Genomic DNA, 23,009 nt, shown 5'->3' on the forward strand with positions numbered 1-23,009 from the left:
CACTCGGCGTCCGGGCGGATTTCCGCTTCGGGCGCCGAGCCGTTTATTCGCCGGCGAGCGCCTGCTAAGCCCTGTGGCCAGTCGCGATCGATTCCGGATTTGCCGGGCCGATCGCGTTTCGATCGTTTGTCGCAGGATTGCCCCGCCGTTCTATGTCCAACGCCGCCCCACTCCTGAAGCCGCTCATCCGGAACCGCCTGCGTCTCAAGCGCGGGCGGGATCGCGGCTACCTCGTCGGCGCGACGGCGGTGGCGCTAACGGTGATCCTGCCGTTGGTCGCTCTGGCGGTCATCGCGGCGTCCGGCACGTCCACCAACTGGCGGCATCTTGCCGAGACGATCCTGCCGGAGGCCAGCCGGGTGACGCTGCTCCTGATGCTGGGAATCGCCCTTCTGGCCGGCTCGATCGGCGTGGTGACGGCCTGGCTCGTCGCCAGCTTCCAGTTTCCCGGAAGGCGGATTTTCGCCTGGGCGCTGGTGCTGCCGCTGGCGGTGCCAACCTATATCGCCGCCTACAGCGTCGTCGAGTTTCTGCATTTCGCCGGCCCGGTGCAGACCGCCATCCGCGACATTTTCGGCTTTCAAAACTCGCGGGAATACTGGTTCCCGGAGATCCGCTCGCTCGGCGGCGCGATCGTGATCCTATCCTCGGTGCTCTACCCTTACATCTTTCTGACCGTGCGGCTGGTGTTCGTCATGCAGGGCCGCAAGGCCGGCGACGTGGCGCGCACCCTCGGCGCCTCGCGGGCCGCCGTGTTCGTCAAGATCCTGCTGCCGATGGCGCGGCCGGCGATCGCGATCGGCGTCGCGCTAGCGCTGATGGAAGCGGTCAACGACATCGGCGCGGTGGAGTTTCTCGGCGTCCGCACGCTGACCTTCGCCGTCTATTCGACCTGGCTCAACCGCGGCGATCTCTATGGTGCGACGCAGATCGCGCTGTTCATGCTCGCCGTCATCGTCTTCCTCGTCCTGGTCGAGCGCTTCGCCCGGCGTCAGCAGCGCTTCACCATTCATCGCGGCGACCGTCCGCAGGAAGGCCATGAGCCATTGCGCGGCTGGCGCGGCGCGCTCGCCGCCCTCGCCTGCGCCGTCCCCATCGCGGTCGGCTTCGGTATTCCGATTCTGGTCCTCGGCGGCTTCGCCTTGCGGCGGCTCGATCAACTGGCCGATCCACAGCTGTGGCGGGCGCTCCAGCATACCGTCGTCATCGCCACGGCGGCGGGGCTGGCGACTGTCGGCGCGGGTTTCGCGATGGCCTACGGCATCCGCCTCACCGGCAGCCGGCGGCTGGCGGCGCTGGTGCGGGTCGCCGCCCTCGGCTACGCGGTGCCGGGCACCGTGCTTGCCATCGGCATCCTGATCCCGCTCGCCGCCTTCGACAACGCCGTCGACGCCGTGATGCGCGACTGGTTCGGCATCTCGACCGGGCTGCTGCTATCGGGCTCGGGCTTTGCCATCGTCTATGCCTGTTTCGTGCGGTTCATGGCGATGGGCCACGGCGCCATCGAGAGCGGCTTTTCCAAGCTGTCGCCACATCTCGACATGGCCGCGCGCACGCTCGGACGCGGCCCCGGCGGGACGCTTCGGCAGATCCTGCTGCCGCTGATGCAGCCGGCGCTGCTGACCGCGTTCCTCCTGGTCTTCGTCGATGCGACCAAGGAACTGTCGGCGACGATCCTCCTGCGCCCCTTCGACTTCGAGACGCTGGCGACCTTCGTCTACGCGCAGACCTCGCGCGCGGCCTTCGAGGACGGCGCCCTGGCGGCGCTGATGATCGTCATGGTCGGGATCGTGCCGGTGGTGCTCTTGACCCGCTCGATCCTGAAGGAGACCGTGCGGGCGTGAGGGGGCGGCCGATCGGTGGCGTCGAGCCGCGCAGGTTGGTATTATCCAAGGCCGAACAGAAGATACCACGCGACACCCGCGACGGAGGATGCGGCGAGCACCTTGATCATCCCGATCCGAAAGCCAAGGACGGCAATGGCGGCGGTCAGCGAGAAGATGAGGGCCGGGCCGTTCACGCTGCTCCCTACCGGCAGATCGATCGTCCCGCCCAGGAGGGATATCTCGCGCACCTTGCCGAACAGGACATGCAGGCCGAACCATACGGCGAGGTTGAGGATCACGCCGACGACGGCCGCGGTGACGGCGGCCAGCGCCGCCGAGAGCGCCCGGTTGCTCCGCAGCTTTTCGATGAACGGCGCGCCGAGGAAGATCCACAGGAAGCAGGGAACGAAGGTGACCCAGGTGGTCAGAAGGCCGCCCAACGTTCCCGCGACGAACGGATTCAGCCCTCCGGGGTCGCGAAAGGCGCCGAGGAAACCGACAAACTGCGTCACCATGATCAGCGGCCCCGGCGTCGTCTCCGCGAGGCCCAATCCGTCGAGCATTTCGCCGGGCACCAGCCAGCCGTAACCGTCGACGGCCTGCTGGGCGACATAGGCAAGAACCGCATAGGCGCCGCCGAAGGTCACGACCGCCATCTGCGAGAAGAACAGGGCGATGTCGGTGAAGACGTTGCCGGCGCCGAGGGTGAAAAAGAGCAAGGCGACCGGCGCGAGCCAGAGCGCCAGGAGCACGCCGGAAACGCGGATCGCCCAGGCCAGGCTCGGCCGGGCGTGAAGCGGAATCGTCTCGCCCAGCGCCGAGTCCGCATCGGCAAGCGGTGCTCCCTTAGACGTCCCGTGTCCGCCGCCGACGAGGAAGGCGCGATGCCCGGCGCGACCGCCGGCAAAGCCGATCGCCCCGGCCGCCAGAATGATCAGCGGGAACGGTACGTCGAAGTGAAAAATCGCGACGAAGGCCGCCATGGCGATGCCGAGCATCCACCGGTTCTTCAGCGCCCGCCTGCCGATCCTGACCACTGCCTCGATGACGATCGCCAGCACGGCCGCCTTCAGCCCGAAGAACAGCGCGCCGACGATACCGACATTGCCGAAGGCGGCGTAGACCCAGCTCAACGCCATGATGCTGACGAGGCCGGGCAGCACGAACAGCGTGCCGGCGACGAGGCCGCCTTTGGTCCCGTGCAGCAGCCAGCCGACATAGATGGCCAGCTGCTGCGCCTCCGGGCCGGGCAGAAGCATGCAATAGTTCAGCGCGTGCAGGAACCGGTTCTCGCCGATCCACTGCTTCTCCTCGACCAGAATGCGGTGCATCACGGCGATCTGGCCCGCCGGCCCGCCGAAGGAGAGCGCGGCGATGCGCGTCCAGACCCGTGTGGCCTCGGCGAAGGAAATGCCGTGGCCCTGCCCCAATGCCGGAGAAGGCGGCTCGCCGCGGAGACTGTCCATCATCTTATGTGTTCCGATCGGCGATTGGCGGGAAGCCGCCACTTTGAGCGCCGGGCTTCCATTGAGAGGCACAAGGGACGCTCTGGCACTTTGATTGTGCACCGGAATGATCCAAAAATCGGATTCCACTTTTTGATCCGATGCTCTAGCTCGCCAATTCCTCCCGTCCGGCGAAGTCGTCCAGCGCTTCTGGGTTGGCCAGCGCCTCCTTGTTCTTGACCTCCCGGCCCTCGACCACCTCGCGCACGGCGAGTTCGACGATTTTGCCGGACTTGGTCCGGGGAATGTCCGAAACCTCCAGGATTTTCGCCGGCACATGGCGCGGCGAGGCTCCGGCGCGGATCCCCGACTTGATGCGCTGGGTCAGTTCCTCGGTCAGCGCGACGCCATCGGCGAGCCGCACGAACAGGACGACGCGCACGTCGCCGTCCCAGGGCTGGCCGATGCAGATCGCCTCCTGCACCTCGTCCATCTGCTCGACGATGTTGTAGATCTCGGCAGTGCCGATCCTGACCCCTTGCGGGTTGAGCGTGGCGTCCGAGCGGCCGTGGATGATGATGCCGCCATGCTCGGTCCACTCGGCGAAGTCGCCATGACACCACACGCCCGGAAACTGGTCGAAATAGGCATTCTGGTAGCGCTCGCCGGTCGGATCGTTCCAGAAGCCGACCGGCATCGCGGGAAACGCCTCGGTGCAGACGAGATCGCCCTTTTCGCCGCGTACCGGCTGGCCCGCCGCGTCCCACACGTCGACCGCCATGCCGAGGCCCGGCCCCTGGATCTCGCCCTCATAGACGGGGCGCCATGGAACCCCGAGGACGAAGCAGGAGACAATGTCGGTGCCGCCCGAGACCGAGGCGAGATGCACGTCGGCCTTGATGCCCGCATAGACGTAGTCGAAGCTCTCCGGCGACAGCGGCGAGCCGGTCGAGGCCAGCATCTCGACCGCCGACAGATCGTGCGTGTCGATCGGCGTCAGCCCCTCCTTGCGGGCGGTATCGATGAATTTGGCACTGGTGCCGAAGAACGTCGCCTTCTCCTCCGCCATGTAGTCGAAGATGACGTTCGGGCCGGGGTGGAAGGGCGAGCCGTCATAGAGCAGCAGCGTCGCGCCGGTGGCGAGCGCCGAGACCAGCCAGTTCCACATCATCCAGCCGCAGGTAGTGAAATAGAACACCCGGGAACCCGGGCCGGCCCCGCAATGCAGGCGGTGCTCCTTCAGGTGCTGGAGCAGCGTGCCGCCGGCCGAGTGGACGATGCATTTGGGGATGCCCGTCGTGCCGGAGGAAAACAGGATGTAGAGCGGATGGGCGAAGGGCAGCCGCTCGAAGGCGATCGTCGCCGGCGCGAAAGGGGCGAGGAAGGCGCCGAGGGCGACGCCGTTGGTCACCTTGGACGCGACCGCTTCGGCCTGGCCGAGATAGGGAACGACGACGGTTCGCAAGGGCCGCAGTTCCGCGGTGATCGGGCCGAGCTTGTCGGCGATCTCGATGGCCTTGCCGGCGTAATAATAGCCGTCGACCGTCACGAACAGCTTCGGCTCGATCTGGCCGAAGCGATCGAGCACCCCGCGTTCGCCGAAATCCGGCGAGCAGGACGACCACACAGCACCGATCGACGCACAGGCGAGCATGGCCGCGATGGTTTCCGGCATGTTCGGCATCATCGCCGCGATCCGGTCGCCCGCAACGACGCCCTCGGCGCGAAAGGCCTGCGCCAGGCGCGAGACGAGGTCGGTGAGCTCGCCCCAGCTCACCCGCCGCCGCACCTTGTCCTCGCCGCGAAACACGATGGCGTCGGCGTCCGAAGGTCGGGCCAAAAGGTTTTCCGCGAAGTTCAGCCGCGCGTCCGGGAAGAAGCGATCGTGGCGCATCGAATCACCCTCGGCGAGGATGGTGTCTCCCCGATCGCCGACGACGCCGCAAAAGTCCCAGACCGCCTCCCAGAACGCCGGCCTGTTGTCCACAGACCATCGATGCAGTGCCTCGTAGTCGGCGAATTCGCGGCCCTCGCGCTCGCCGGCCATGACCGCGAACGCCGTCATCGGATGGCGCGCGACGCGCGCTTCGCCGGGTGTCCAGAGCAGTTTGCCGCCCATCGTCTATCCTCTTCATGACCGCCCATGCTGGTGCCATAGCGCTTCCTTGATGGCAACGATCGGCGCGATGTCATCCTTCGCCCGAGGGACAGCGACCGCGGCGGCCTTGGCTTTGCGCCGCGCCGGGGTCTAGAAGGGTCGGAGTTGAAGAAGGAAGCTTCGTGACGCGCATTTCTCCCCGGGACCGGCTCGAATCGCGACCCGAACCCTCGGGCGAAAGACCCCGGTTCAAGCGCCTTTCGCGTATTGCGGCCGCGATCGCGGTCCTGCTTGTCCTGATCGCGCTTGCGGCCACCCTTCCCGGCCTCGCGCTGGGTTCTGACGCGGCCCGTCAAGCCGTCATCGCCCGACTGGAACGCATGACCGGCGAACCCGTCACCATCGAGGGTGACATTGCGTTCACGCTGCTTCCCAGAACCCGGATGGTTCTGGACCGCGTGCGCATCGGAAGCGGGGGCTCGCTCACCGTCGGCCAGATCGTCGCCGATCTCGACGCCATGAGTGCGTTGACAGGGACGGCGAACATCTCGAGTCTGGTGCTGATCCGGCCCGACATCAAATTGGTGGCAGACCGGCCGGAGGCTGATGCGGCGCGGTCACAAAGCGACCCCAAGCCGCGGCAACTCGCCAAGATGCTCCTCGGTCGGATCGAGGGATTGCGGCGCATCGAGATCCGCGACGGGATCGTCCGCCCCCATCCGCGGATGCCCGGCGGAGACGTCAGCGATATCGACCTGATCGTGGCTCGCGCGTCCGCCGGGGCCGCGCTGCGCCTGTCCGGTTCGTTCTTCTGGAATGGGCAGCCGGCGGATGTTGATATCGATATCGGCGCCCCGGACGCGCTCATGGCCGGCGGATCGAGCGACGTCGACATCAACCTGGCCTCGCCGCCCTTGTCCGCGAACTTCGACGGAACCGCGAGCCTCGACAGCAACGCCACGATCAACGGCAAGATCAAGCTGACGGCCGCTTCGCTGCGCAGCGGCATCGGGTGGTTTGCCGACCCCGACTTGCGAATACCGGATGTCGGGCCGTTTTCGCTGAACGGCGACTTGCTGCTCGCCGGCCTCCAGGCCAATCTGCAGCAGGCCGACATATCGATTGCCGGCAGCCAGGGGCATGGCGCGCTGGAGGCGAGTTTCGCCTCGGCGACGCCTGTCGTCGGGGGCACACTGGCCTTTGCGAGCCTCGACTTCAGCCCGTTTGCCCGTGCGGTCCTGCCGCTGCCCGACGATCCCTTCGACCTCAAACGGCCGATCGACATCGCATTCGCCAAGGCAGTGAAGCTCGATATCCGTCTGTCGGCCGCGCAGGCGAATGTGGGTCCGGTGCCGCTGACCGATGTCGCGGCGATCGTCAGGCTGGGCGAGGGTCGGGCTGAACTCGATATCGGCGACGCGGCCGTCTTCGGCGGCCGCAGCCAGGCCAACCTCGTCTTCGACGCCAATCCGGCGACGCCCTCAGCGGCAGGTCATCTTTCCGCCACCGGGGTCGATACCGCCAGCTTGCTGAAGGCCCTGAAGGTCGAAACGCTCGCCATGACCGGGCGCTCCAACCTTTCCGCCGACGTGACAGCCCCCTTCCGCGACTGGGCATCCATTCTTGGTGGCGCCCGTATCGACGCCGAATTTGTGTCACGCGACGGGACGATCCGCGGTTTTTCTCCAAAGGTTTTCGCCTCATCCGGGACGCGGCCACTCGCCGACGGTCTGACCGGGACCACGGTTCCCTACACGGCACTTGAGGCAAAAATCGCGACGGCCGGCGCCAACGTCCGTTTGAATGGCCTGACGATTGAAGGCGGCCCCGGCGTCCTCGCAGCCTCCGGAGACCTGTCGCTCGTCGATGGCGGCGTCGCCATCCGCGGGCGGTACGATTCCCAGGCGGCCAAGACCGCCTCCTCCCAAGCCGCGTTCACCACATCGAAACCGATTGCGTTCACCATCGGGGGCAAATGGCCCAACCCGGACGTGACGACGCAATAGGCTGACGATCCGGTCTGACACGTATCGAACGTGATGACCTGACGATCGATCGAGCTTGCCGCCGGCGTCCGACAATCGGATCGAAAACGTCGCATGTCTGGCAAATCCCTCACCGACGCTCTACACCGCGCCCGCCGCCGGATCGCGCCGATGCTCGCCGGAACGGTTGTGCTCGCCGGAGCGGTTGTGCTGACGGCGAGCGGGTGGGCGTTCGCCGCACCGCCAACGGCCGAGGCAAGCGCGGATCCGAGCGCATGCGTCGGCCGCTATCACGCAGCGCTCGTCGCGATCGGACAATCCGAATACCCGAAGATCAAGGCGGCCCGCACGATCGCTTTCAAGCGCGACGACAACTTGGCCGGGGCGTTGATTTTCGCGCCACTTTCCCGGCCCCGCAACTCAGATGAGATGGCGGCGCTGCGGCAGGCCACCGCCCAGGCCCGCGCCCGCGGCCGCGCCACCTGGCTCGCCAGTTCCGACAAGCGGTGGATCGCCGATCGGATCGTAACCGAGCTCGGCGAATATCTCACCCAGGACGAATCCCCCTATCTGTGCGGCGGCGTGCCCGACTATCTCGCCACGGTGCGGAGCTATGCGAGCCGCGTCGCCTCCGTGCCGGCGGAACCGGCCGAGTCCCTGACAATTCAGCGTGAGGCGGCCCGGCGCGCGATCCGCCAGGCTTACGCGGCGATGCTGCCGGTGCCGGTGCCACGTTTCGCTCCAACGGCGAGAGGCGACGACCTCATTGCCGGGCTTCGCCCCTCCAAGGGCGCCGAGCGTATGGCGGCGTTCCTCACCCCGGCCGCCCATTCGATCAGGAAGCGGGTTTACGGGCCGGTGATCGATCCCGATCTGCCGCCGCTCGCCATGGCCGAAGTGACGCCGCTGGCGAGCGACCGCGACCGGCTCGCCGCGATCGATGGCCTTGTCGCGGCAGCACGGGCCGGTGGATTCACACATCCACCGGAGCGCGACGTGGCGGCAACCGGCTCCGTTGGCGAAAAGCGCGATGCTCCGGAAACCCGGACACGCCCGGTGCTGGCACCGTTAGCCGTACTGATACCCTTGGTTGTCGGCAAGCAGGCCGCGATCGGCGACCCGCTGGTCCGGCGCGCGCTCCTCGCGGCGTTCGCCGAGATCGAGGCGCTTGACTATCTCGCCCACCGTCCGGCCGGCGGCGACCCGATGCTCGCGGCGATCGAAGCGACGCTTAGCGCGATCGAAGCCGCCCATGCGAAAGCCTGCGACTGCGCCGACTGACCAACATCAGCCGCCCGCGGCCAAACGCTCGTCCCGGCGTCTGCGTACCTCGCGGCGTTTGGTGACCAGCGCGGCGGCGATGACGCCCACGGCAACGACCGCGACGAGGAGCGTGCTGACGGCGTTGATTTTCGGCGTGACGCCGAGACGGACCTGGCTGTAGATTTTCATCGGCAGGGTCGTGGCACCGGGTCCAGAGGTGAAGCTGGCAATGACGAGATCGTCCAGCGACAGCGTGAAGGCGAGCATCCAGCCGGCGGCGACGGCAGGCCAGATCACCGGCAGAGTGATCAGAAAGAACGCCTTCCAGGGCGGGCAGCCCAGATCCTGCGCAGCTTCCTCCAGGCTGCGGTCGAAGGTCACCAGCCGCGACTGGACGACCACGGCGACGAAGCACATCGAAAAAGTGACATGGGCGATCGTCACGGTCCAAAAGCCCCGGTCGAAATCGAGCGCCACGAACAACAGCAGCAGCGACAGGCCGGTGATCACCTCCGGCATCACCAGCGGCGCATAGACCATGCCGGTGAACAGCAGCCGGCCGCGAAAATCGAAGAACCGCACCAGCGCCGTCGCCGCGAGGGTGCCGAGGATCGTCGCCAGGCTCGCCGACAGGAGCGCCACCCGAATGGTGACCCAGGCGGCGTCGAGGAGCGCCTGATCGTTCCACAATTCCCGGTACCAGACGGTCGAGAAGCCCGCCCAGACCGTGACCAGCCGCGAGGCGTTGAAGGAGTAGATGATCAAGAGGACGATCGGCAGATAGAGGAACGCGAAGCCGAGCACCACCGAGACGATATTGAACGGGCTCCAGCTCTTCGACATCAGGCGTTCCCGGTGGCTTTTGCCTGCGCCCGCTGAAACCAGACGATCGGCAGCACCAGGGCGAGCAAGAGGAGGATCGCCACCGCCGAGGACACCGGCCAGTCGCGGTTGGAGAAGAACTCGTTCCACAAGGTCTTGCCGATCATCAGCGTGCGCGAGCCGCCGAGAAGGTCCGGGATGACGAACTCGCCGACGGCCGGAATGAACACCAGCATGATGCCGGCGATGACGCCCGGTCGCGACAGTGGAAAGGTGATCGCCCAGAACGCCTTGACCGGCGGACAGCCGAGATCGTTGGCCGCCTCGACCAGGCGATGATCCATACGCTCCAGCGAGGCATAGATCGGCAGCACCATGAACGGCAGGTAGGAATAGACGATGCCGATATAGACGGCGAGGTTGGTGTTCATGATCACCAGCGGCGAGGAGATCAGGCCGAGCCACATCAGGAACTGGTTGAGCAGCCCGTCGGTCTTCAGGATGCCGATCCAGGCGTAGACCCGGATCAGGAAGCTCGTCCAGAACGGCAGGATCGTCAACAGCACCAGGATTGGCCGCAGGCCGCGTGGCGCCTTCGCCATGCCGTAAGCGAGCGGATAACCGACCAGCAACGTGACGGCGGTCGCGATGGCGGCGATCCTCAGGCTGGACAGATAGGAATTGATGTAGAGCGGATCGCCGGCCAGCCACCGGTAATTGTCCAGCGAGAACTGTCTCAGATTGCTCCAGAATTCGGGCAAGCTTTCCAGTGGAAAGGCCGGCAGATAGGGCGGCTGCGCCAGCGCGATCTGCGACAGCGAAATCTTGAAGACGATGAAGAACGGCGCCAGGAAGAAGACCAGCAGCCAGAGAAACGGGAGGCCGATGACCAGCTTGCGGTAGAGCCGGCCGGTCTTCGTCCGAAACGGCTTCGTCGCGGATGCCGCCTCGACCGACATCATCTAGTTTCCCAGCACGATGCCGGCGTCGGCCGGAAAGGTGAGCCACACCTCCTCGTCATAGCCGATCGGCTCGTCCGAGCCGCGCGCCGCGTTCAAAGTCGCGGCGCGGACGATGTCGCCGCTTGCCAGCTTGACGTTGAACAGCGTCATGTCGCCGAGATAGGCGATATCCCAGACCTCGCCGCGAAAAGCGTTCACCTGTTGATCCGCAGGCGCACGACGGGACAGGCGCAGCTTTTCCGGCCGGATCGCGAAGAAGACCGTCTCGCCGGGTGTCACGTCGAGGCTGCTTTCGGCTTCGATCGTCACGCCGGTTTTAGCCGCGATGCGGGTCAACCCGTTGCGGCTATGCTCGACCTCGCCTTCCATGATGTTCACGCTGCCAATGAAATCGGCGACGTAGCGTGTCGCCGGCGCCTCGTAGATGATCTCGGGCGTTGCGACCTGCACGATCTTGCCCTCGCGCATCACCGAAATGCGGTCGGCCATGGTCATTGCCTCCTCCTGGTCGTGGGTGACGATTAGGAAGGTCAGATGCATCTCCTGCTGAAGGTCCATCAGCTCGAACTGGGTCTCCTCGCGCAGCTTCTTGTCGAGCGCGCCGAGCGGCTCATCGAGCAGGAGCACCTTGGGCCGCTTGGCCAGCGAGCGGGCCAGCGCCACCCGCTGCTGCTGGCCGCCCGAAAGCTGCTGCGGCTTGCGGCCGGCAAAGCCGTCGAGCTTGACCAGCTTCAGCATCTCGGCAACCCGGTCGTCCCGCTCCGACTTTGCCATGCCATCCTGCTTCAGGCCGAAGGCGATGTTGGCGGCGACGTCCATATGCGGAAACAGCGCATAGCTCTGGAACATCATGTTCACCGGCCGGCGGTGCGGCGGCATGCCGATGAGGCTCTGGCCGTCGAGGCGGACATCGCCCTGGCTCGGTTCCTCGAAGCCCGCCATGATCCGCAGGAGCGTCGACTTGCCGCAGCCAGACGGCCCGAGCAGCGCGTGGAATTCGCGCTGGTAGATCGTCAGCGAGAGATCGTCGACCGCCTTGAATTCGCCGAACCGCTTGGTGACGCCGTCGAACTCGATCAACGGCGTTGCGGATGGCTCGTTCCAGGGCTCGAAGCTGCGGCGAATATTGCCAAGAGATTTTTGCGCGCTCGCCATCACCGTCCGAACCAAAGCCTCATGTGCCCCCGGCGGCGAGCGCCGGGAGCGGCCGTTATCACTGACCGGTGGTGACCGTCGTGAACGCGCGATTGACCAGACGCTGGGTCCCCGCGTCGTAGGCCTCCTTTGTATAGAGCTTGGCCAGGGTGGCATCGTCGGGATAGACGGCCTTGTCGTTGAGAATGGCCGGATCGACGAACTCCTGACTGGCCTTGTTGCCATTGGCGTAGACGACGTAATTCGTCGCCTTGGCGATCACTTCGGGCCGCATCAGATAGTTGATGAAGATGTGAGCGTTACCGGGATGCGGCGCGTCGGCCGGGATCGCCAGCTGGTCGAACCACATGCGGGCGCCTTCCTTCGGGATCGAATACTTGATTTCGACCCCCTGCCCGGCTTCCGCCGCCCGGTCCCGCGCCTGGAAGATGTCGCCGGAATAGCCGTAGGCCACGCAAATATCGCCGTTAGCCAAGGCGTTGATATATTCCGAGGAATGGAATTTGCGCACATAAGGACGGACCTTGAGCAGTGCGTCTTCGGCAGCCTGAATATCCTCGGGCTTGGTCGAATCCGGATCGAGGCCGAGATAGTTCAGGGCGGCCGGGATCACTTCGGTCGCCCCGTCCAGCATCATGATGCCGCAATCGGCAAGCTTCGCGGCATATTGCGGGTCGAAGATCAGGTCCCAAGAGTCGGTCGGCGCGTTCGGAAGGCGTTCATCAACCATTTTTTGGTTATACCCGATTCCCGTAGTCCCCCACATGTAATTAACTGAATAATCGTTTACCTTGTCATACTCGGCAACGCGTTCGGAAATGACATCCCACATATTGCCGAGATTGTTCAGCTTCGACTTGTCGAGCGGCTGCATCAACCCGGCCTCGATCTGGCGCACCAGAAACTCGGTCGATGGCACCACGACGTCATAGCCGCTGCCGCCGGCGAACAGTTTGGTGTCGAGAATGTCGTTGGAATCATAGACGTCGTAGACGACCTTGATCCCGGTCTCCTTGGTGAACTCTTCGAGAATCGAATCGTCGATATAGTCCGACCAATTGTAGACGTTGACGACCTTTTCCTCCTGTGCGGAGGCCGCGCCGATTCCGGCGGCGCCCATGGCAAGCACGGTCGCTCCGATCACTGCGATGGTTCGTCTCATCTGGTCCGACTCCCTATCCGAATTGAAAGACCGGTCATGCCGTCGGCAGGACCCGGTTCGCATCCTGATCGAGAGTTAAGAACATCGGCGAGCCGATTCCTAGAGGCTTGCATCGGGAGCAGCGGAAGAATTGCGGGGCAGCTATTATCGCCTCGCTCGCATCATGAACCGCGCATCCGCCCCATAGGCGCCGAGGGCGCCGGGTGGCAGCGTCTCGCTGGCATCACGAAAGCCGAAACGCGACCAGAACGGCACGGTGCCATAGACGGACACCAAGGTCGCGCAGCGATAGGAGGCGGCAAGTTCGAGAAGCTGTTCCACGACAACGCGCGAATGGCCTGTTTTGCGGGCTTCCGGCGCGACGACGACATCATGGATATAGAAGCAGGCGCCCGGCTCGGGCAAGACGCCGAGAACGCTGTCGAGCTTCGGCGGCGGACCGTCCAGCCAGGGATGACCGACGGCATAACCGGCAATCGGACCCTGCGCCCCGTCGGCGAGAACCAGGCATCCACGCGGGAAAAGCCGCAGGCGGTCATGAAATACGGCCGCGTCCTCCGGCAGGTCGGGATGGACACGCTCGGCCAAGACGACGACCTCGGCGAGATCGCCCGTGAGCATGGGCCGCCAGAAGAGCTTCATCCGAGCATGGCAACGGAAACGCGCAAACTGGTGACGAACAGTGCGCGCGAGGCGTGGCGCAACGACAGCCGGCGCCTCACGCGTGATGCTTGGCGTACCAAGCAAGTACCAGGGCGGAGCCCAACATGAGGGCTGGCGCGCCGAAATATGCGAAAAGCTCGAAATTCGTCATCGGTCGAGCCTTCTCAAGAGCGATCGTCCCGCTGAATGTAGGAGATAACCTACGGCCAGGCAAATGAGCGAGCCCAGTAATCCTCCCGCCAAACTGACGACGGATGTCTGGAAGATCGCCGCGATGAGCGGCGCAACGCCGCCCGTGATGACGGTGCCTGCAGCCAGTATGTTCAGAAAGTTGGCCGTGAGTTTCAGCCGCTCCCTGTCGCCTTCCGTCATTCGATCCCGAGCCCTTCGAAATCTCCTCTACACGTCGACGCCGACTGGAGACCACCTGAAGTTTGCGGATGGTTCATTATCGGTGTTTCTGACCCTCGCCGTAGAACAGCTTTTCCCAGGCCTTGTGTGCCTTGTAGCCCTCGCGGATGAACGGTGTGAACACCGCCATGTTCAAAACCGCCTTGTTAGTCAGATTGGCCGGAAAGCGCGTCGGTTTCTCGAAATCGACGAACAGCACCACCCGCACCTGCTCGGAATGGTTCCAGGCCTCGTGCTCATAGGCGTCGTCGAAGATCAGCGCCTCGCCCTCGCGCCAATGGCGGGTCTGATCATCGATGCGGATCCCGACCTTATCGGGCGCGTCCGGCACGATCAGCCCCAGATGAAAGCGCAGCACGCCGTTGTAGGGTCCGCGATGCGGCGGCAAATGCTTGCCGGGCTCGAAGATCGAGAACATCGCCGATTTGAGCCCCGGGATCTTTTGCAGGATCCGCCAGGTCTCGGGACACTGCCGGATCGCCTCCTGCGACTTGATGCCGTAACCGCACAGGAAGAACGTCTTCCAGTTCTGGTCCGACGAGATCGAACGCACCTCGGACGAGATTTCGTGGAAGGCGGGAAGCTCGCCCTTGCGCACCAGGATCTTGTCGAGTTCGGCGCGGATCAGCCGCCACTCCGCCTCGACCTCCCTGGCCCAGGGAAAATCGTCGGTGGGAAACACCGGCGGGTTGCCGACCGCCGAATGCTTGAGGTTGAGCTTTTCCGCGCCGTCGACGAGGCGCTGGACCGATCGGGCGACGAACCCGTCCCCTCCCATCGTGTCCTCGAGCCCTTCGGTCTTCTGTTGCTGCTGGCTGACGCTCTTGTCCATCGGTTCCTGCTTTGCATTCATCGGCCAGGGCCGCGTTTCTGGTTCCGGCGGCCGACTTCGACAAGCCATGTGACGATCGTGTGACCGCCCGACGTGGCTCGCAAGAATTTGGGCACTTGCTACTGAAAATCAAACGCGCTGAGCCCGGTGACCATCTCGTCGAGACCGAGCGGCCGGGTCAGCGGAGGCTCGGCGCGCGCAAGACAGCCTTGCCGCTCGCACAGGCGGCACGCCGGCCCGATCTTGGTTGCCACCGATTTCGAGCCGAGATGGCGGCCATAGACCGTCTCGTCCTTGAAGCCGATGTCGCAGCCGATCAGGATCGCGGTCCGCCGGGGGCGTTCCTCGAAACCCGCCTGCAGACCTTCCAGGGTCCGCGCGAACAGCAAGAACTCCGCCCCGTCCGGCATCTCGGCGGTCTCGACCAGGATTTGCCCCGGCTGGGCGAACGCGGCGTGGATCGGTAGCTTGGGACAGCCGCCGCCGAAACGCTGGACCGGAAAGCCCCGCGCGCCGGCGCGGCGGAAGCGATTGCCAGCATTGTCGACCTCCAGCATGAAGAAGGGCACCCCCGGCGCGCCCTGCCGCTGCAACATGGTCAGCCGGTTCGCCACCTGCTCGAACGAGACCTGGAAGCGCCCGCGCAGGACGTCGATGTCGTAGGCCGCGCGCTCGGCCGCGGACTGAAAGGCGCCATAGGGCATCATCAGCGCATGCGCGGCATAGCGCAAAAGCTCGAAACGGCCGAGCCGCCGGGCCTCGTCGCTGGAAAAGCCGAAGATCTCGGTCTCGGTGGCGATGACGTCGCCGAACGCGAGCTGACAGGCCTCCAGGGCGGTCTCGCGAATGCGGTCGGCCGGCGCCAGCCGCTCGGAGAGGAACAGTCGACGAGAATGGCGGTCGAAGCGGCGGCGCCAGTTCGGCATGGTTTGCACCGGCAGGACGCGCACGGCGACGTCGTGCTCCTTGCGCATCCACGCTTTCAACGCGGCCATCAGATCGTCACCGGGAGAGAGAGCCTGATGAAAGCCTTCGGCCGCTGTCTCGATCGCCGCCAAATAGTTCGGCCGGGTTTCGAAGACCTCGCGCACCTCGTCGATCGGCAGCCGCGCGCCGGAAAGCCGCGTCTCGCGGCCCTCGCGCGCCAAAAGCTCGGACAGATCGGTGAGCCGTCCCTGCTGCTCGCGGTAGGCCCGATGCAGCTTGACGATGCCGGCGGCGGCGTTCGGAGCCGCGTCGGCGATCTCCAGAAGCTCCTGTTCGCCCGGCAATTCCCCCACCAGCAGCGGATCGGAGAAGACCGCCTTCAATTCGTTGACCGAACCCCGCGATTCACCGCTCTGAAGATCGCTCAGGTCGATGTCGTAGGATCCCGACAGGCGCAGGATGAGCTGCACCGTCAGCGGCCGCTGGTTGCGTTCGATGAGGTTGAGATAGGAGGGCGAAATGCCGAGCCCTTCGGCCATCGCCGTCTGGGTCAGGCCGAGTCCGTTGCGAATGCGCCGGATGCGCGGCCCGGCGAAGATCTTGTTCTCGGCCATCAGCGCCGGCCGTCGACAGCCGGCGCTGCACCGGCGCCGTCGGCGCTACAGGATTCGCTCCCTCGCCGACACCGAAGCGCAGCGTGGCTCAGGCGCCGGTCCGCAGACCGCCTGTACGCTTGAGGCAGGCCGGGCCGGGACCGCGCATGTAATAGCGCTCGGGGTGATAGCTCGGCCGCAGCAGGCCGCGAACCACCTCGACGTAACGCACCAACACCGAAACCGTATTCATTTTCCGCTCCATCGGTCGATCGACCGTGTCTCGTGACAGAGTGGGAGGATCGCAGGAAAAGATTGAGATTCATGGAATCCGTGGCGAATTTGTGTGGCGGTCGAGGAACTTAGGGGCAGAAGGGGCGCAATTCCGAGGCCCCGTTGCGCGGTGGACACAGATATCCGGGCCGCGCTGGAGGCACCGAGCCTACGCCTAAATCAATATTACATTTTTTACAATTTTACAAGATCACTTTGTGAAAGCTCTGACAAGACGACCCGAATTGCGCTGATCCCTGTAAGAGGCCTGTAGACAAGGCTTTAATGCGGTGCGATCTCAATCGTCAGGTGCTGTCAAGATTATGTCAAAGATCTCACCCGGCAGCGATCGAGAAAAGAGGACCCTCGCAATGACTGATTTTTACAATCTCGTTCCGTCCGCTCCGGAAGGCCGCTTCGACAACATCACGCGGGATTACTCGGTCGAGGACGTGCAGCGCCTGCGCGGGTCGGTGCAGATCAAGTATACGCTCGCCGAGAATGGCGCCAACCGCCTCTGGCAGCTGATCCATTCGGAGGATTTCGTCAATTCGCTCGGGGCGATGACCGGCAACCAGGCGATGCAGCAGGTGCGCGCCGGCCTCAAGGCGATCTATCTCTCCGGCTGGCAGGTCGCGGCTGATTCCAACACCGCCTCCTCAATGTATCCCGATCAGTCGCTCTATCCGGCCAACGCCGCGCCTGAGCTTTGCCGGCGCATCAACCGCACCCTGCAACGCGCCGACCAGATCGAGCACGCCGAGGGCGAGATGTCGGTCGACACCTGGTTCGCGCCGATCGTCGCCGACGCGGAAGCTGGCTTCGGCGGCCCGCTCAACGCCTTCGAGATCATGAAGGCCTTCATCGAGGCGGGCGCCGCCGGCGTCCACTACGAGGACCAGCTCGCGTCCGAGAAGAAGTGTGGGCACCTCGGCGGCAAGGTGCTGATCCCGACCAAGGCGCATATCCGCAACCTCTCGGCCGCGCGCCTTGCCGCCGACGTCATGGGCGTGCCCTCGCTGGTCATCGCCCGCACCGACGCGGAAGCCGCCAAGCTTCTCACCTCCGACATCGACGAGCGCGACCGGATGTTCGTCGATTACGACGCCGGCCGCACGGCGGAAGGCTTTTATCGGGTGAAGAACGGGCTCGAGCCCTGCATCGCCCGCGCCATCGCCTATGCGGACTATTCCGACCTGATCTGGTGCGAGACGTCCAAGCCCGATCTCGACCAGGCGCGGCGCTTCGCCGAAGCGGTGAAGAAAGAGCACCCGAACCAGATGCTGGCCTATAATTGCTCGCCCTCCTTCAACTGGAAGAAGCACCTCGACGACGCCACGATCGCCAAGTTCCAGCGCGAACTCGGCGCGATGGGCTACAAGTTCCAGTTCATCACGCTCGCCGGCTTCCATCAGTTGAACCACGGCATGTTCGAACTCGCCCGCGGCTACAAGGACCGGCAGATGGCGGCCTATTCGGAGCTGCAGGAGGCCGAATTCGCGTCGGAGGCGGACGGCTATACCGCCACCAAACACCAGCGCGAGGTTGGCACCGGCTATTTCGACGCCGTGTCGATGGCGATCAGCGGCGGACTGTCCTCGACGACCGCCATGGGCGAGTCGACCGAGAGCGACCAGTTCAAGCCGGTAACGCCGGTCCGCGAAGCCGCGGAATAAACATCAGACGGGCCGGATCGCCGTCGCCGGCATCCGGCCCCCTCCACCCAGAAGCTTGGATCATCGAAGGCTGGCCCGCCTGACCGGCAACCCGCCGAACCTTGGAGAAGAACGATGAGCGCAGTTGCAAACGACCAGGAACGCCCGCGGACCCGCGTCAAGGAGCGCGCCGAGGAGCAGTCGTCGGCCATGGACGACGCCCAGCAGACGGCGATCCGGATGCTGGCCAACGATCTGCATCGGCTGAATCAGTCGGTGATGAAGGCGGTCGAATCCGGCGTGTCGGTCGAGCTGGTCCGCTCCGCCCGCCACCACTCCGGCAACGGCAATTGGGGCGATCTCCTGATCCCGGTGGTCGTCAAGACGGAGGGGTGAGGTCAGACGGTTTTGCCGTCATGAGTGAGACCGGGCCGCGGCATGACTGCGGTCCGGCATCGCCTGCCTGACCCGATCTCCTTTTCTCTCCTCGACCGGCCGGCTATGCTTCGTGGCCCACAAGCCCGTGGCGGAGGACCGGATGCCCGACACGATACGGACGCGCCTGTTTTCTCAGCCGCGCCGGATGGCTGAATCCCAAGGCCAGCGGCTGGCGTGCCACGCCCCGGTGTCATGACCGGACCGATCGCCGAATTCATGGCGCTGATGGCCCGCTGCGAGCGCATGGCGCCCAGCCAATTGCGCCAGCATCAGCAATCGCTTCTCGCCGCGATGCTGGCCCAGGCACGCCGCGACGTTCCCGGTTATGCCACCCGCCTCGATCGCGTCTTTGCCGGGGACAGCGTCCGCTTCGAGCGCTGGTCGGAGCTTCCCGTCCTCACCCGTGACGAACTCCTCGGCAACGACAAGGAGCATTTCATGTCGCAGCGGGTGCCCGAGCACCTGAAGCCGCTGTCTTGGAGCACCACCTCCGGCACCAGCGGCCAGCCGCTGCTGGTCGCCAAGACCCGGCTGGCCCAACTCGTCTCCGCCTGCCTGAACGAACGCATGCTGCGCTGGCACAACCTCGATCCGCGCAAGCCCCTCGCGCTGATCTGCCATACGACGGACAAGGCCGCAGCCTATCCTGACGGTCGGCTGACCCATGGATGGGCGCTTTCCGCCCCCAAGGGGCCGCAGCACATCCTGGCGGTCGCCACGCCGATCTCCGAACAGATCGACTGGCTCCGCCGCCGCCGCCCCGCCTATCTCTCGGCCTATCCGAGCATCGCGGCCGAAATCGCGGCGACGCTCGGCAACGCCGGCCCGTCGCTCGGCATCGAAACGGTCCTGACCTATGGCGAGGCGCTGTCGCGCGATCAGCGCGCGACGATCGAGGCCGGCTTCGCGGCCAAGGTCGTCGATGCCTATTCAGCGCAGGAGATCGGTTTCATCGCGATCGAATGCCCCGCTTCGGGCGACTACCATATCCCGTCGGAAACCCTACTCGTCGAGATCGTCGACGATCGCGGCCGTCCTCTGCCGGCTGGCGAGATGGGCAACGTGCTGGTGACGCCGATCTACAACACGGTGATGCCGCTGATCCGCTATCGGATCGGCGATCACGGGAGGATGGCGAAGGGGCGCTGTGCGTGCGGGCGCACCCTGCCTCGGCTGAGCGCCATCGGCGGCCGCTCGCGCGATCTGTTTCGTTTCAGCGATGGCAGCACGCGGTTCGCCAACCTCCACACCGGCACATTGCGTGCCTGCGTGCCATATCGGCAATTCCAGCTCGTCCAGCATTCTCCTACGCGCGTCGAGCTGATCTTCATTCCCGCCGACGCTGGCGCCGAAGTCGACACGGCAGGGCTACAGGAGTTGGCGCGTCGCGACCTGTTTCCCGACGTGACCATTTTCGCCACACCCGTCGCCGACATTCCACGCACTGCGGGTCACAAATTCCAGCGTACCGTTTCCCTCTCAACGTCAACAGCTGGGAGCGAAAAACAACCGTGACGCGTCCACGCATTTATAAAACAATCTTATAATAATAGCCGCACAGGAATCCTGTTGCATAGGAGCAACTGCAATGGAAAGGCGGCCGTCTGGACGGATAATTCTGTTGCTTGACTCGCTATACACCGACAACCTGCAATTCATGCCGCAGGGGAATCCGACGAGGAAGCGGCGAGTGAGGGGCACGAAGATTATGGCAAAAAACCCAACCTACGCATTGGCGGCAACGACGGTGCTGGCAGGAATTCTGGCAGCTGAGCCGGCCTTCGCCCATCATTTCAGCGGCTTCGATGCGGACACCAACGAGATCTTCACATATTTCGACATCGGCTATGTCGAGGGGCCAAGCATCACCGTGAATGGATTTGCCTTCGAGTTTCCGACGGGAACGCTGCGAAACCCGCTCGAATCCTTTGAGGTCGACACGAATGGCATGCGCGCGGCCGCGGGGATCGACCTCGGTCCCTTATTCGGCGATGCCTTCGGTGGATTGGGTCGCTCCGTCCTACACAGCTTGGTTCTCGAAGCCGAAATCATCGACGTCGAAGGGCGCGCCTCGTTTACCGGAAACGAGCGGGTCCGGCTTGCCAATTTCGGCGTGCCTGGGGTGGGTGAAAATCCCGGCTTCTTCGTCGGCTGGCCGACGGACTACAAGTCCCGCGCCGAGATCGGGGTCACCCAGTGGGGAACGAAGCTGGAAGCCGTCTTCAATCCCTTCGCGACCTTCGGCAAGGGGCTGCCCGGCGACCCGGACGCGCTGGCCTTCAGTTTCGTCGCCGGACTCCACTACAGCTATACGGATACCGAGATCGGCCATTCGGCGAAATTCAGGACGCCGATCTTTCCCAATCCCCGGACGATGGTCCAATACTACAGTACGATCGAGGAGCATGCCTTTACCCCCTACGCGGGAATCGTGGTCAACGGCGCGGTGAATCTCGATCCGACCCGGGTGACCTACGACTTCGGCGGACGCATCGGCCCCTCTTTCGTGAACGCGGATCTGCGCGACAGTCTTTTCGCCACCGGACTGGCCAACGTGAAACAGCACATCGCGGTCGAGACCGACGAAACGCTGACTTATGGTTCGCTGTCGGGCAGTATCGGCGTCGAAAACGGTCCGGTTCGGCTGGCGCTGACGGGCAATGCCGATTACGGAAAATTCCGCGATACGGAACTGTTCCGCCGCGACACGGTCCAGGTCTCTCCCGGCAATTTCCAGGCTGTGCCGACCGAGATCAGGCTGCAGGAGGAGTGGACCTACGGATTCGGCGTGAAGATTTCCACGCGGTTCTAGATGCGGTCGATGGGCACGGACTGACAAGGCGACCGCCGCGGGCCTTGCCGCCCGCGATGGTCGGTCCGTCGCGCACCTTCCCACGTCTGCGCCGCAAGGTTATGCTGAACGCCCCAGCCGCATGGCGCCGAAGGATTGCATGGCCGACACCTCCAGCACGAAACCACCGCGTAGCGGGGTTCCCGCGCGCATCGATCGCCACAAGACGAAAGCCAAATCGGGCGGCAACGAGGCCAGTCCGATTCGCGGCCCGAAGATGCCGGTCAAGCGCGACCTCGGTCCGCTGCATTTGGCGCCCGACGAGCACCCCGCCTTTCTGCAAAGCAAGCGTGGGGTTGCGTCGATGTCCGAGGCCGGCGACTGGCTCCGCGCCCGCGGCATCGACGATCTGGAATGCATCACGCCCGACCTCGCCGGGGTTGCCCGCGGCAAGATGATGCCGGCGAAGAAATTCGTCGCCAACACCTCGCTGGCCCTCCCCTCGGCGCTGTTCATGCACACCATCTCCGGTGAATACCCGGAAGAGAGCGGCGACTTTCGCTATTCGCCCAATGACGGCGACCTGAAGCTGGTGCCGGATCTGTCGACACTCTCGCTGGTTCCCTGGGAGAGCGACCCGACCGCGCAGGTGATCTGCGATCTCGTCGATCAGAGCGGCGCGGCCGTCGCCTATACGCCGCGCAACGTGCTGAAACGGGTGATGGCGCTCTACGAGTCGCGCGGCTGGAAGCCGGTGGTGGCGCCCGAAATCGAGTTCTATCTGGTCTCCAAGAATGTCGACCCAGACTATCCGCTGGTGCCGCCGATCGGCCGCTCCGGCCGCCAGATCCAGAGCGGACAGTCCTATTCCATCGCCGGCGTCAACGAGTTCGACGAGCTCATCGACGACATCTACGACTTCTCCGACGCGCAAGGGCTGGAGATCGACACGCTGATCCACGAAGAGGGCGCCGCGCAGCTCGAGATCAATCTGCGCCATGGCGACCCGCTCGAACTTGCCGATCAGGTGTTCATGTTCAAGCGCACTATCCGCGAGGCGGCGCTCGGTCAGGACATCTACGCCACCTTCATGGCCAAGCCGATCCAGGGTCAGCCGGGCTCCGCTATGCACATCCACCAGTCGGTGATCGACCGCGCGACCGGCCGTAACGTGTTTTCCAACGCGGACGGCTCGGCATCGGAGCTGTTCTTTTCCTTCATCGGCGGGATGCAGCAATACGTCCCCTGCGCGCTGATCATGATGGCGCCCTACGTCAATTCCTACCGCCGCCTGACCTACGGCATGAGCGCGCCGACCAACAATGCCTGGGGCTACGACAACCGCACGACGGCGTTTCGCGTCCCGACCTCGGACCCGGCCGGGCGGCGGGTGGAAAACCGGCTGCCCTCCTCCGACGCCAATCCCTATCTCGCCCTCGCGGCCTCGCTCGCCTGCGGCTATCTTGGCATGGTCAAGGGACTTCGACCCGACGAGCCGACGGATCGCACGGTGAACGAGGGCGGCGGCATCTCACTGCCGCGCGGCCTGCTCGAAGCCGTCGCCGCCTTCGAGGCGGAGGAGGCTTTCCACGAGGTGTTCAGCCGCGAATTCGTCGGCACCTATGCCGGCATCAAGCGCGGCGAGCACGAGACCTTCATGCAGGTGATCAGCCCTTGGGAACGCGAGTTCCTGCTTTTGCAGGTCTGA

Annotated in this window: 19 protein-coding genes; 8 read left to right on the forward strand and 11 right to left on the reverse strand. The window is 64.8% G+C overall.

Annotated elements, in window-relative coordinates; genetic code table 11:
* The first annotated feature begins 152 nt into the window (after positions 1-152).
* A complete protein-coding gene (locus tag VQ045_RS12085) occupies positions 153-1,844 on the forward strand; it encodes an ABC transporter permease (protein WP_331830271.1) in 1,692 nt (563 codons plus the stop codon).
* Positions 1,845-1,885: 41 nt separating this feature from the next.
* On the opposite strand, the gene chrA is transcribed toward VQ045_RS12085, so the two are convergent.
* The gene (gene chrA / locus VQ045_RS12090) at positions 1,886-3,295 is read right to left on the reverse strand and encodes a chromate efflux transporter (RefSeq protein WP_331830272.1); all 1,410 of its coding nucleotides are present in this window, start codon (positions 3,293-3,295) and stop codon (positions 1,886-1,888) included.
* 142 nt (positions 3,296-3,437) lie between these two features.
* On the reverse strand, positions 3,438-5,390 hold the full coding sequence (locus tag VQ045_RS12095; protein ID WP_331830273.1) for an acetoacetate--CoA ligase: 1,953 nt from the start codon (positions 5,388-5,390) through the stop codon (positions 3,438-3,440).
* A gap of 161 nt (positions 5,391-5,551) precedes the next feature.
* On the opposite strand from VQ045_RS12095, the gene VQ045_RS12100 reads away from it, so the two are divergent.
* A complete protein-coding gene (locus VQ045_RS12100) occupies positions 5,552-7,375 on the forward strand; it encodes an AsmA family protein (protein ID WP_331830274.1) in 1,824 nt (607 codons plus the stop codon).
* Positions 7,376-7,468: 93 nt separating this feature from the next.
* The gene (locus VQ045_RS12105) at positions 7,469-8,635 is read left to right on the forward strand and encodes a hypothetical protein (RefSeq protein WP_331830275.1); all 1,167 of its coding nucleotides are present in this window, start codon (positions 7,469-7,471) and stop codon (positions 8,633-8,635) included.
* Positions 8,636-8,641: 6 nt separating this feature from the next.
* On the opposite strand, the gene VQ045_RS12110 is transcribed toward VQ045_RS12105, so the two are convergent.
* The 9 genes from VQ045_RS12110 to VQ045_RS12150 all read right to left on the reverse strand — a co-directional run bounded on the left by VQ045_RS12110 (position 8,642) and on the right by VQ045_RS12150 (position 16,397).
* A complete protein-coding gene (locus tag VQ045_RS12110) occupies positions 8,642-9,460 on the reverse strand; it encodes an ABC transporter permease (RefSeq protein WP_327625834.1) in 819 nt (272 codons plus the stop codon).
* Positions 9,460-10,398, reverse strand: coding sequence for an ABC transporter permease subunit (locus VQ045_RS12115; protein WP_442879862.1), 939 nt, complete (start codon positions 10,396-10,398; stop codon positions 9,460-9,462). The genes VQ045_RS12110 and VQ045_RS12115 overlap by 1 nt, the downstream gene beginning before the upstream one ends.
* Positions 10,399-10,401: 3 nt before the next feature.
* Positions 10,402-11,556, reverse strand: a complete 1,155-nt coding sequence (locus VQ045_RS12120) for an ABC transporter ATP-binding protein (RefSeq protein ID WP_331830277.1) — start codon at positions 11,554-11,556, stop codon at positions 10,402-10,404.
* A gap of 58 nt (positions 11,557-11,614) precedes the next feature.
* Positions 11,615-12,718 (reverse strand): polyamine ABC transporter substrate-binding protein, encoded by a 1,104-nt coding sequence (locus VQ045_RS12125; RefSeq protein WP_331830278.1) that lies wholly within the window; start codon positions 12,716-12,718, stop codon positions 11,615-11,617.
* Positions 12,719-12,862: 144 nt separating this feature from the next.
* Entirely contained in the window at positions 12,863-13,339 is a 477-nt protein-coding gene (locus VQ045_RS12130) for a GNAT family N-acetyltransferase (protein WP_331830279.1), read from the reverse strand.
* A gap of 189 nt (positions 13,340-13,528) precedes the next feature.
* Positions 13,529-13,753 (reverse strand): hypothetical protein, encoded by a 225-nt coding sequence (locus VQ045_RS12135; RefSeq protein ID WP_331830280.1) that lies wholly within the window; start codon positions 13,751-13,753, stop codon positions 13,529-13,531.
* A gap of 76 nt (positions 13,754-13,829) precedes the next feature.
* Positions 13,830-14,624 carry an aspartyl/asparaginyl beta-hydroxylase domain-containing protein gene (locus tag VQ045_RS12140; RefSeq protein ID WP_331830281.1) on the reverse strand — a complete coding sequence of 265 codons (795 nt, stop codon included), beginning with the start codon at positions 14,622-14,624 and terminating at the stop codon, positions 13,830-13,832.
* Positions 14,625-14,743: 119 nt separating this feature from the next.
* Positions 14,744-16,165, reverse strand: coding sequence for a helix-turn-helix domain-containing protein (locus tag VQ045_RS12145; RefSeq protein WP_331830282.1), 1,422 nt, complete (start codon positions 16,163-16,165; stop codon positions 14,744-14,746).
* A gap of 88 nt (positions 16,166-16,253) precedes the next feature.
* Positions 16,254-16,397, reverse strand: coding sequence for a hypothetical protein (locus VQ045_RS12150; protein WP_331830283.1), 144 nt, complete (start codon positions 16,395-16,397; stop codon positions 16,254-16,256).
* A 391-nt stretch (positions 16,398-16,788) separates the two neighbouring features.
* On the opposite strand from VQ045_RS12150, the gene aceA reads away from it, so the two are divergent.
* From aceA to VQ045_RS12175, 5 genes are all read left to right on the forward strand, one after another.
* Complete coding sequence (gene aceA, locus VQ045_RS12155) at positions 16,789-18,093, forward strand: isocitrate lyase (protein ID WP_331830284.1); 1,305 nt, start codon at positions 16,789-16,791, stop codon at positions 18,091-18,093.
* A 114-nt stretch (positions 18,094-18,207) separates the two neighbouring features.
* The gene (locus VQ045_RS12160; RefSeq protein WP_253962678.1) at positions 18,208-18,468 is read left to right on the forward strand and encodes an SMc00767 family acetate metabolism repressor; all 261 of its coding nucleotides are present in this window, start codon (positions 18,208-18,210) and stop codon (positions 18,466-18,468) included.
* Positions 18,469-18,702: 234 nt separating this feature from the next.
* The gene (locus tag VQ045_RS12165; RefSeq protein WP_331830285.1) at positions 18,703-20,025 is read left to right on the forward strand and encodes a phenylacetate--CoA ligase family protein; all 1,323 of its coding nucleotides are present in this window, start codon (positions 18,703-18,705) and stop codon (positions 20,023-20,025) included.
* Between the two features lie 193 nt (positions 20,026-20,218).
* Positions 20,219-21,322, forward strand: a complete 1,104-nt coding sequence (locus VQ045_RS12170; RefSeq protein ID WP_331830286.1) for a hypothetical protein — start codon at positions 20,219-20,221, stop codon at positions 21,320-21,322.
* 256 nt (positions 21,323-21,578) lie between these two features.
* Complete coding sequence (locus VQ045_RS12175) at positions 21,579-23,009, forward strand: glutamine synthetase family protein (protein WP_331830292.1); 1,431 nt, start codon at positions 21,579-21,581, stop codon at positions 23,007-23,009.

Origin of the sequence: Aurantimonas sp. E1-2-R+4 (assembly GCF_036549515.1) — a bacterium.
Taxonomy (GTDB): domain Bacteria; phylum Pseudomonadota; class Alphaproteobacteria; order Rhizobiales; family Rhizobiaceae; genus Aurantimonas; species Aurantimonas coralicida_A.

Excerpts from the sequence above, each read along its gene's own strand:
- VQ045_RS12110 (WP_327625834.1), bottom strand. The coding sequence starts at position 9,460 with ATGTCGAAGAGCTGGAGCCCGTTCAATATCGTCTCGGTGGTGCTCGGC.
- VQ045_RS12150 (WP_331830283.1), bottom strand. The coding sequence starts at position 16,397 with ATGAATACGGTTTCGGTGTTGGTGCGTTACGTCGAGGTGGTTCGCGGC.
- VQ045_RS12170 (WP_331830286.1), top strand. The coding sequence starts at position 20,219 with ATGGCAAAAAACCCAACCTACGCATTGGCGGCAACGACGGTGCTGGCA.
- VQ045_RS12095 (WP_331830273.1), bottom strand. The coding sequence starts at position 5,390 with ATGGGCGGCAAACTGCTCTGGACACCCGGCGAAGCGCGCGTCGCGCGC.
- VQ045_RS12130 (WP_331830279.1), bottom strand. The coding sequence starts at position 13,339 with ATGCTCACGGGCGATCTCGCCGAGGTCGTCGTCTTGGCCGAGCGTGTC.
- VQ045_RS12160 (WP_253962678.1), top strand. The coding sequence starts at position 18,208 with ATGAGCGCAGTTGCAAACGACCAGGAACGCCCGCGGACCCGCGTCAAG.
- VQ045_RS12140 (WP_331830281.1), bottom strand. The coding sequence starts at position 14,624 with ATGGACAAGAGCGTCAGCCAGCAGCAACAGAAGACCGAAGGGCTCGAG.
- VQ045_RS12145 (WP_331830282.1), bottom strand. The coding sequence starts at position 16,165 with ATGGCCGAGAACAAGATCTTCGCCGGGCCGCGCATCCGGCGCATTCGC.
- VQ045_RS12175 (WP_331830292.1), top strand. The coding sequence starts at position 21,579 with ATGCCGGTCAAGCGCGACCTCGGTCCGCTGCATTTGGCGCCCGACGAG.
- VQ045_RS12115 (WP_442879862.1), bottom strand. The coding sequence starts at position 10,398 with ATGTCGGTCGAGGCGGCATCCGCGACGAAGCCGTTTCGGACGAAGACC.
- VQ045_RS12120 (WP_331830277.1), bottom strand. The coding sequence starts at position 11,556 with ATGGCGAGCGCGCAAAAATCTCTTGGCAATATTCGCCGCAGCTTCGAG.
- VQ045_RS12085 (WP_331830271.1), top strand. The coding sequence starts at position 153 with ATGTCCAACGCCGCCCCACTCCTGAAGCCGCTCATCCGGAACCGCCTG.
- VQ045_RS12165 (WP_331830285.1), top strand. The coding sequence starts at position 18,703 with ATGACCGGACCGATCGCCGAATTCATGGCGCTGATGGCCCGCTGCGAG.
- VQ045_RS12125 (WP_331830278.1), bottom strand. The coding sequence starts at position 12,718 with ATGAGACGAACCATCGCAGTGATCGGAGCGACCGTGCTTGCCATGGGC.
- aceA (WP_331830284.1), top strand. The coding sequence starts at position 16,789 with ATGACTGATTTTTACAATCTCGTTCCGTCCGCTCCGGAAGGCCGCTTC.
- VQ045_RS12135 (WP_331830280.1), bottom strand. The coding sequence starts at position 13,753 with ATGACGGAAGGCGACAGGGAGCGGCTGAAACTCACGGCCAACTTTCTG.
- chrA (WP_331830272.1), bottom strand. The coding sequence starts at position 3,295 with ATGATGGACAGTCTCCGCGGCGAGCCGCCTTCTCCGGCATTGGGGCAG.
- VQ045_RS12105 (WP_331830275.1), top strand. The coding sequence starts at position 7,469 with ATGTCTGGCAAATCCCTCACCGACGCTCTACACCGCGCCCGCCGCCGG.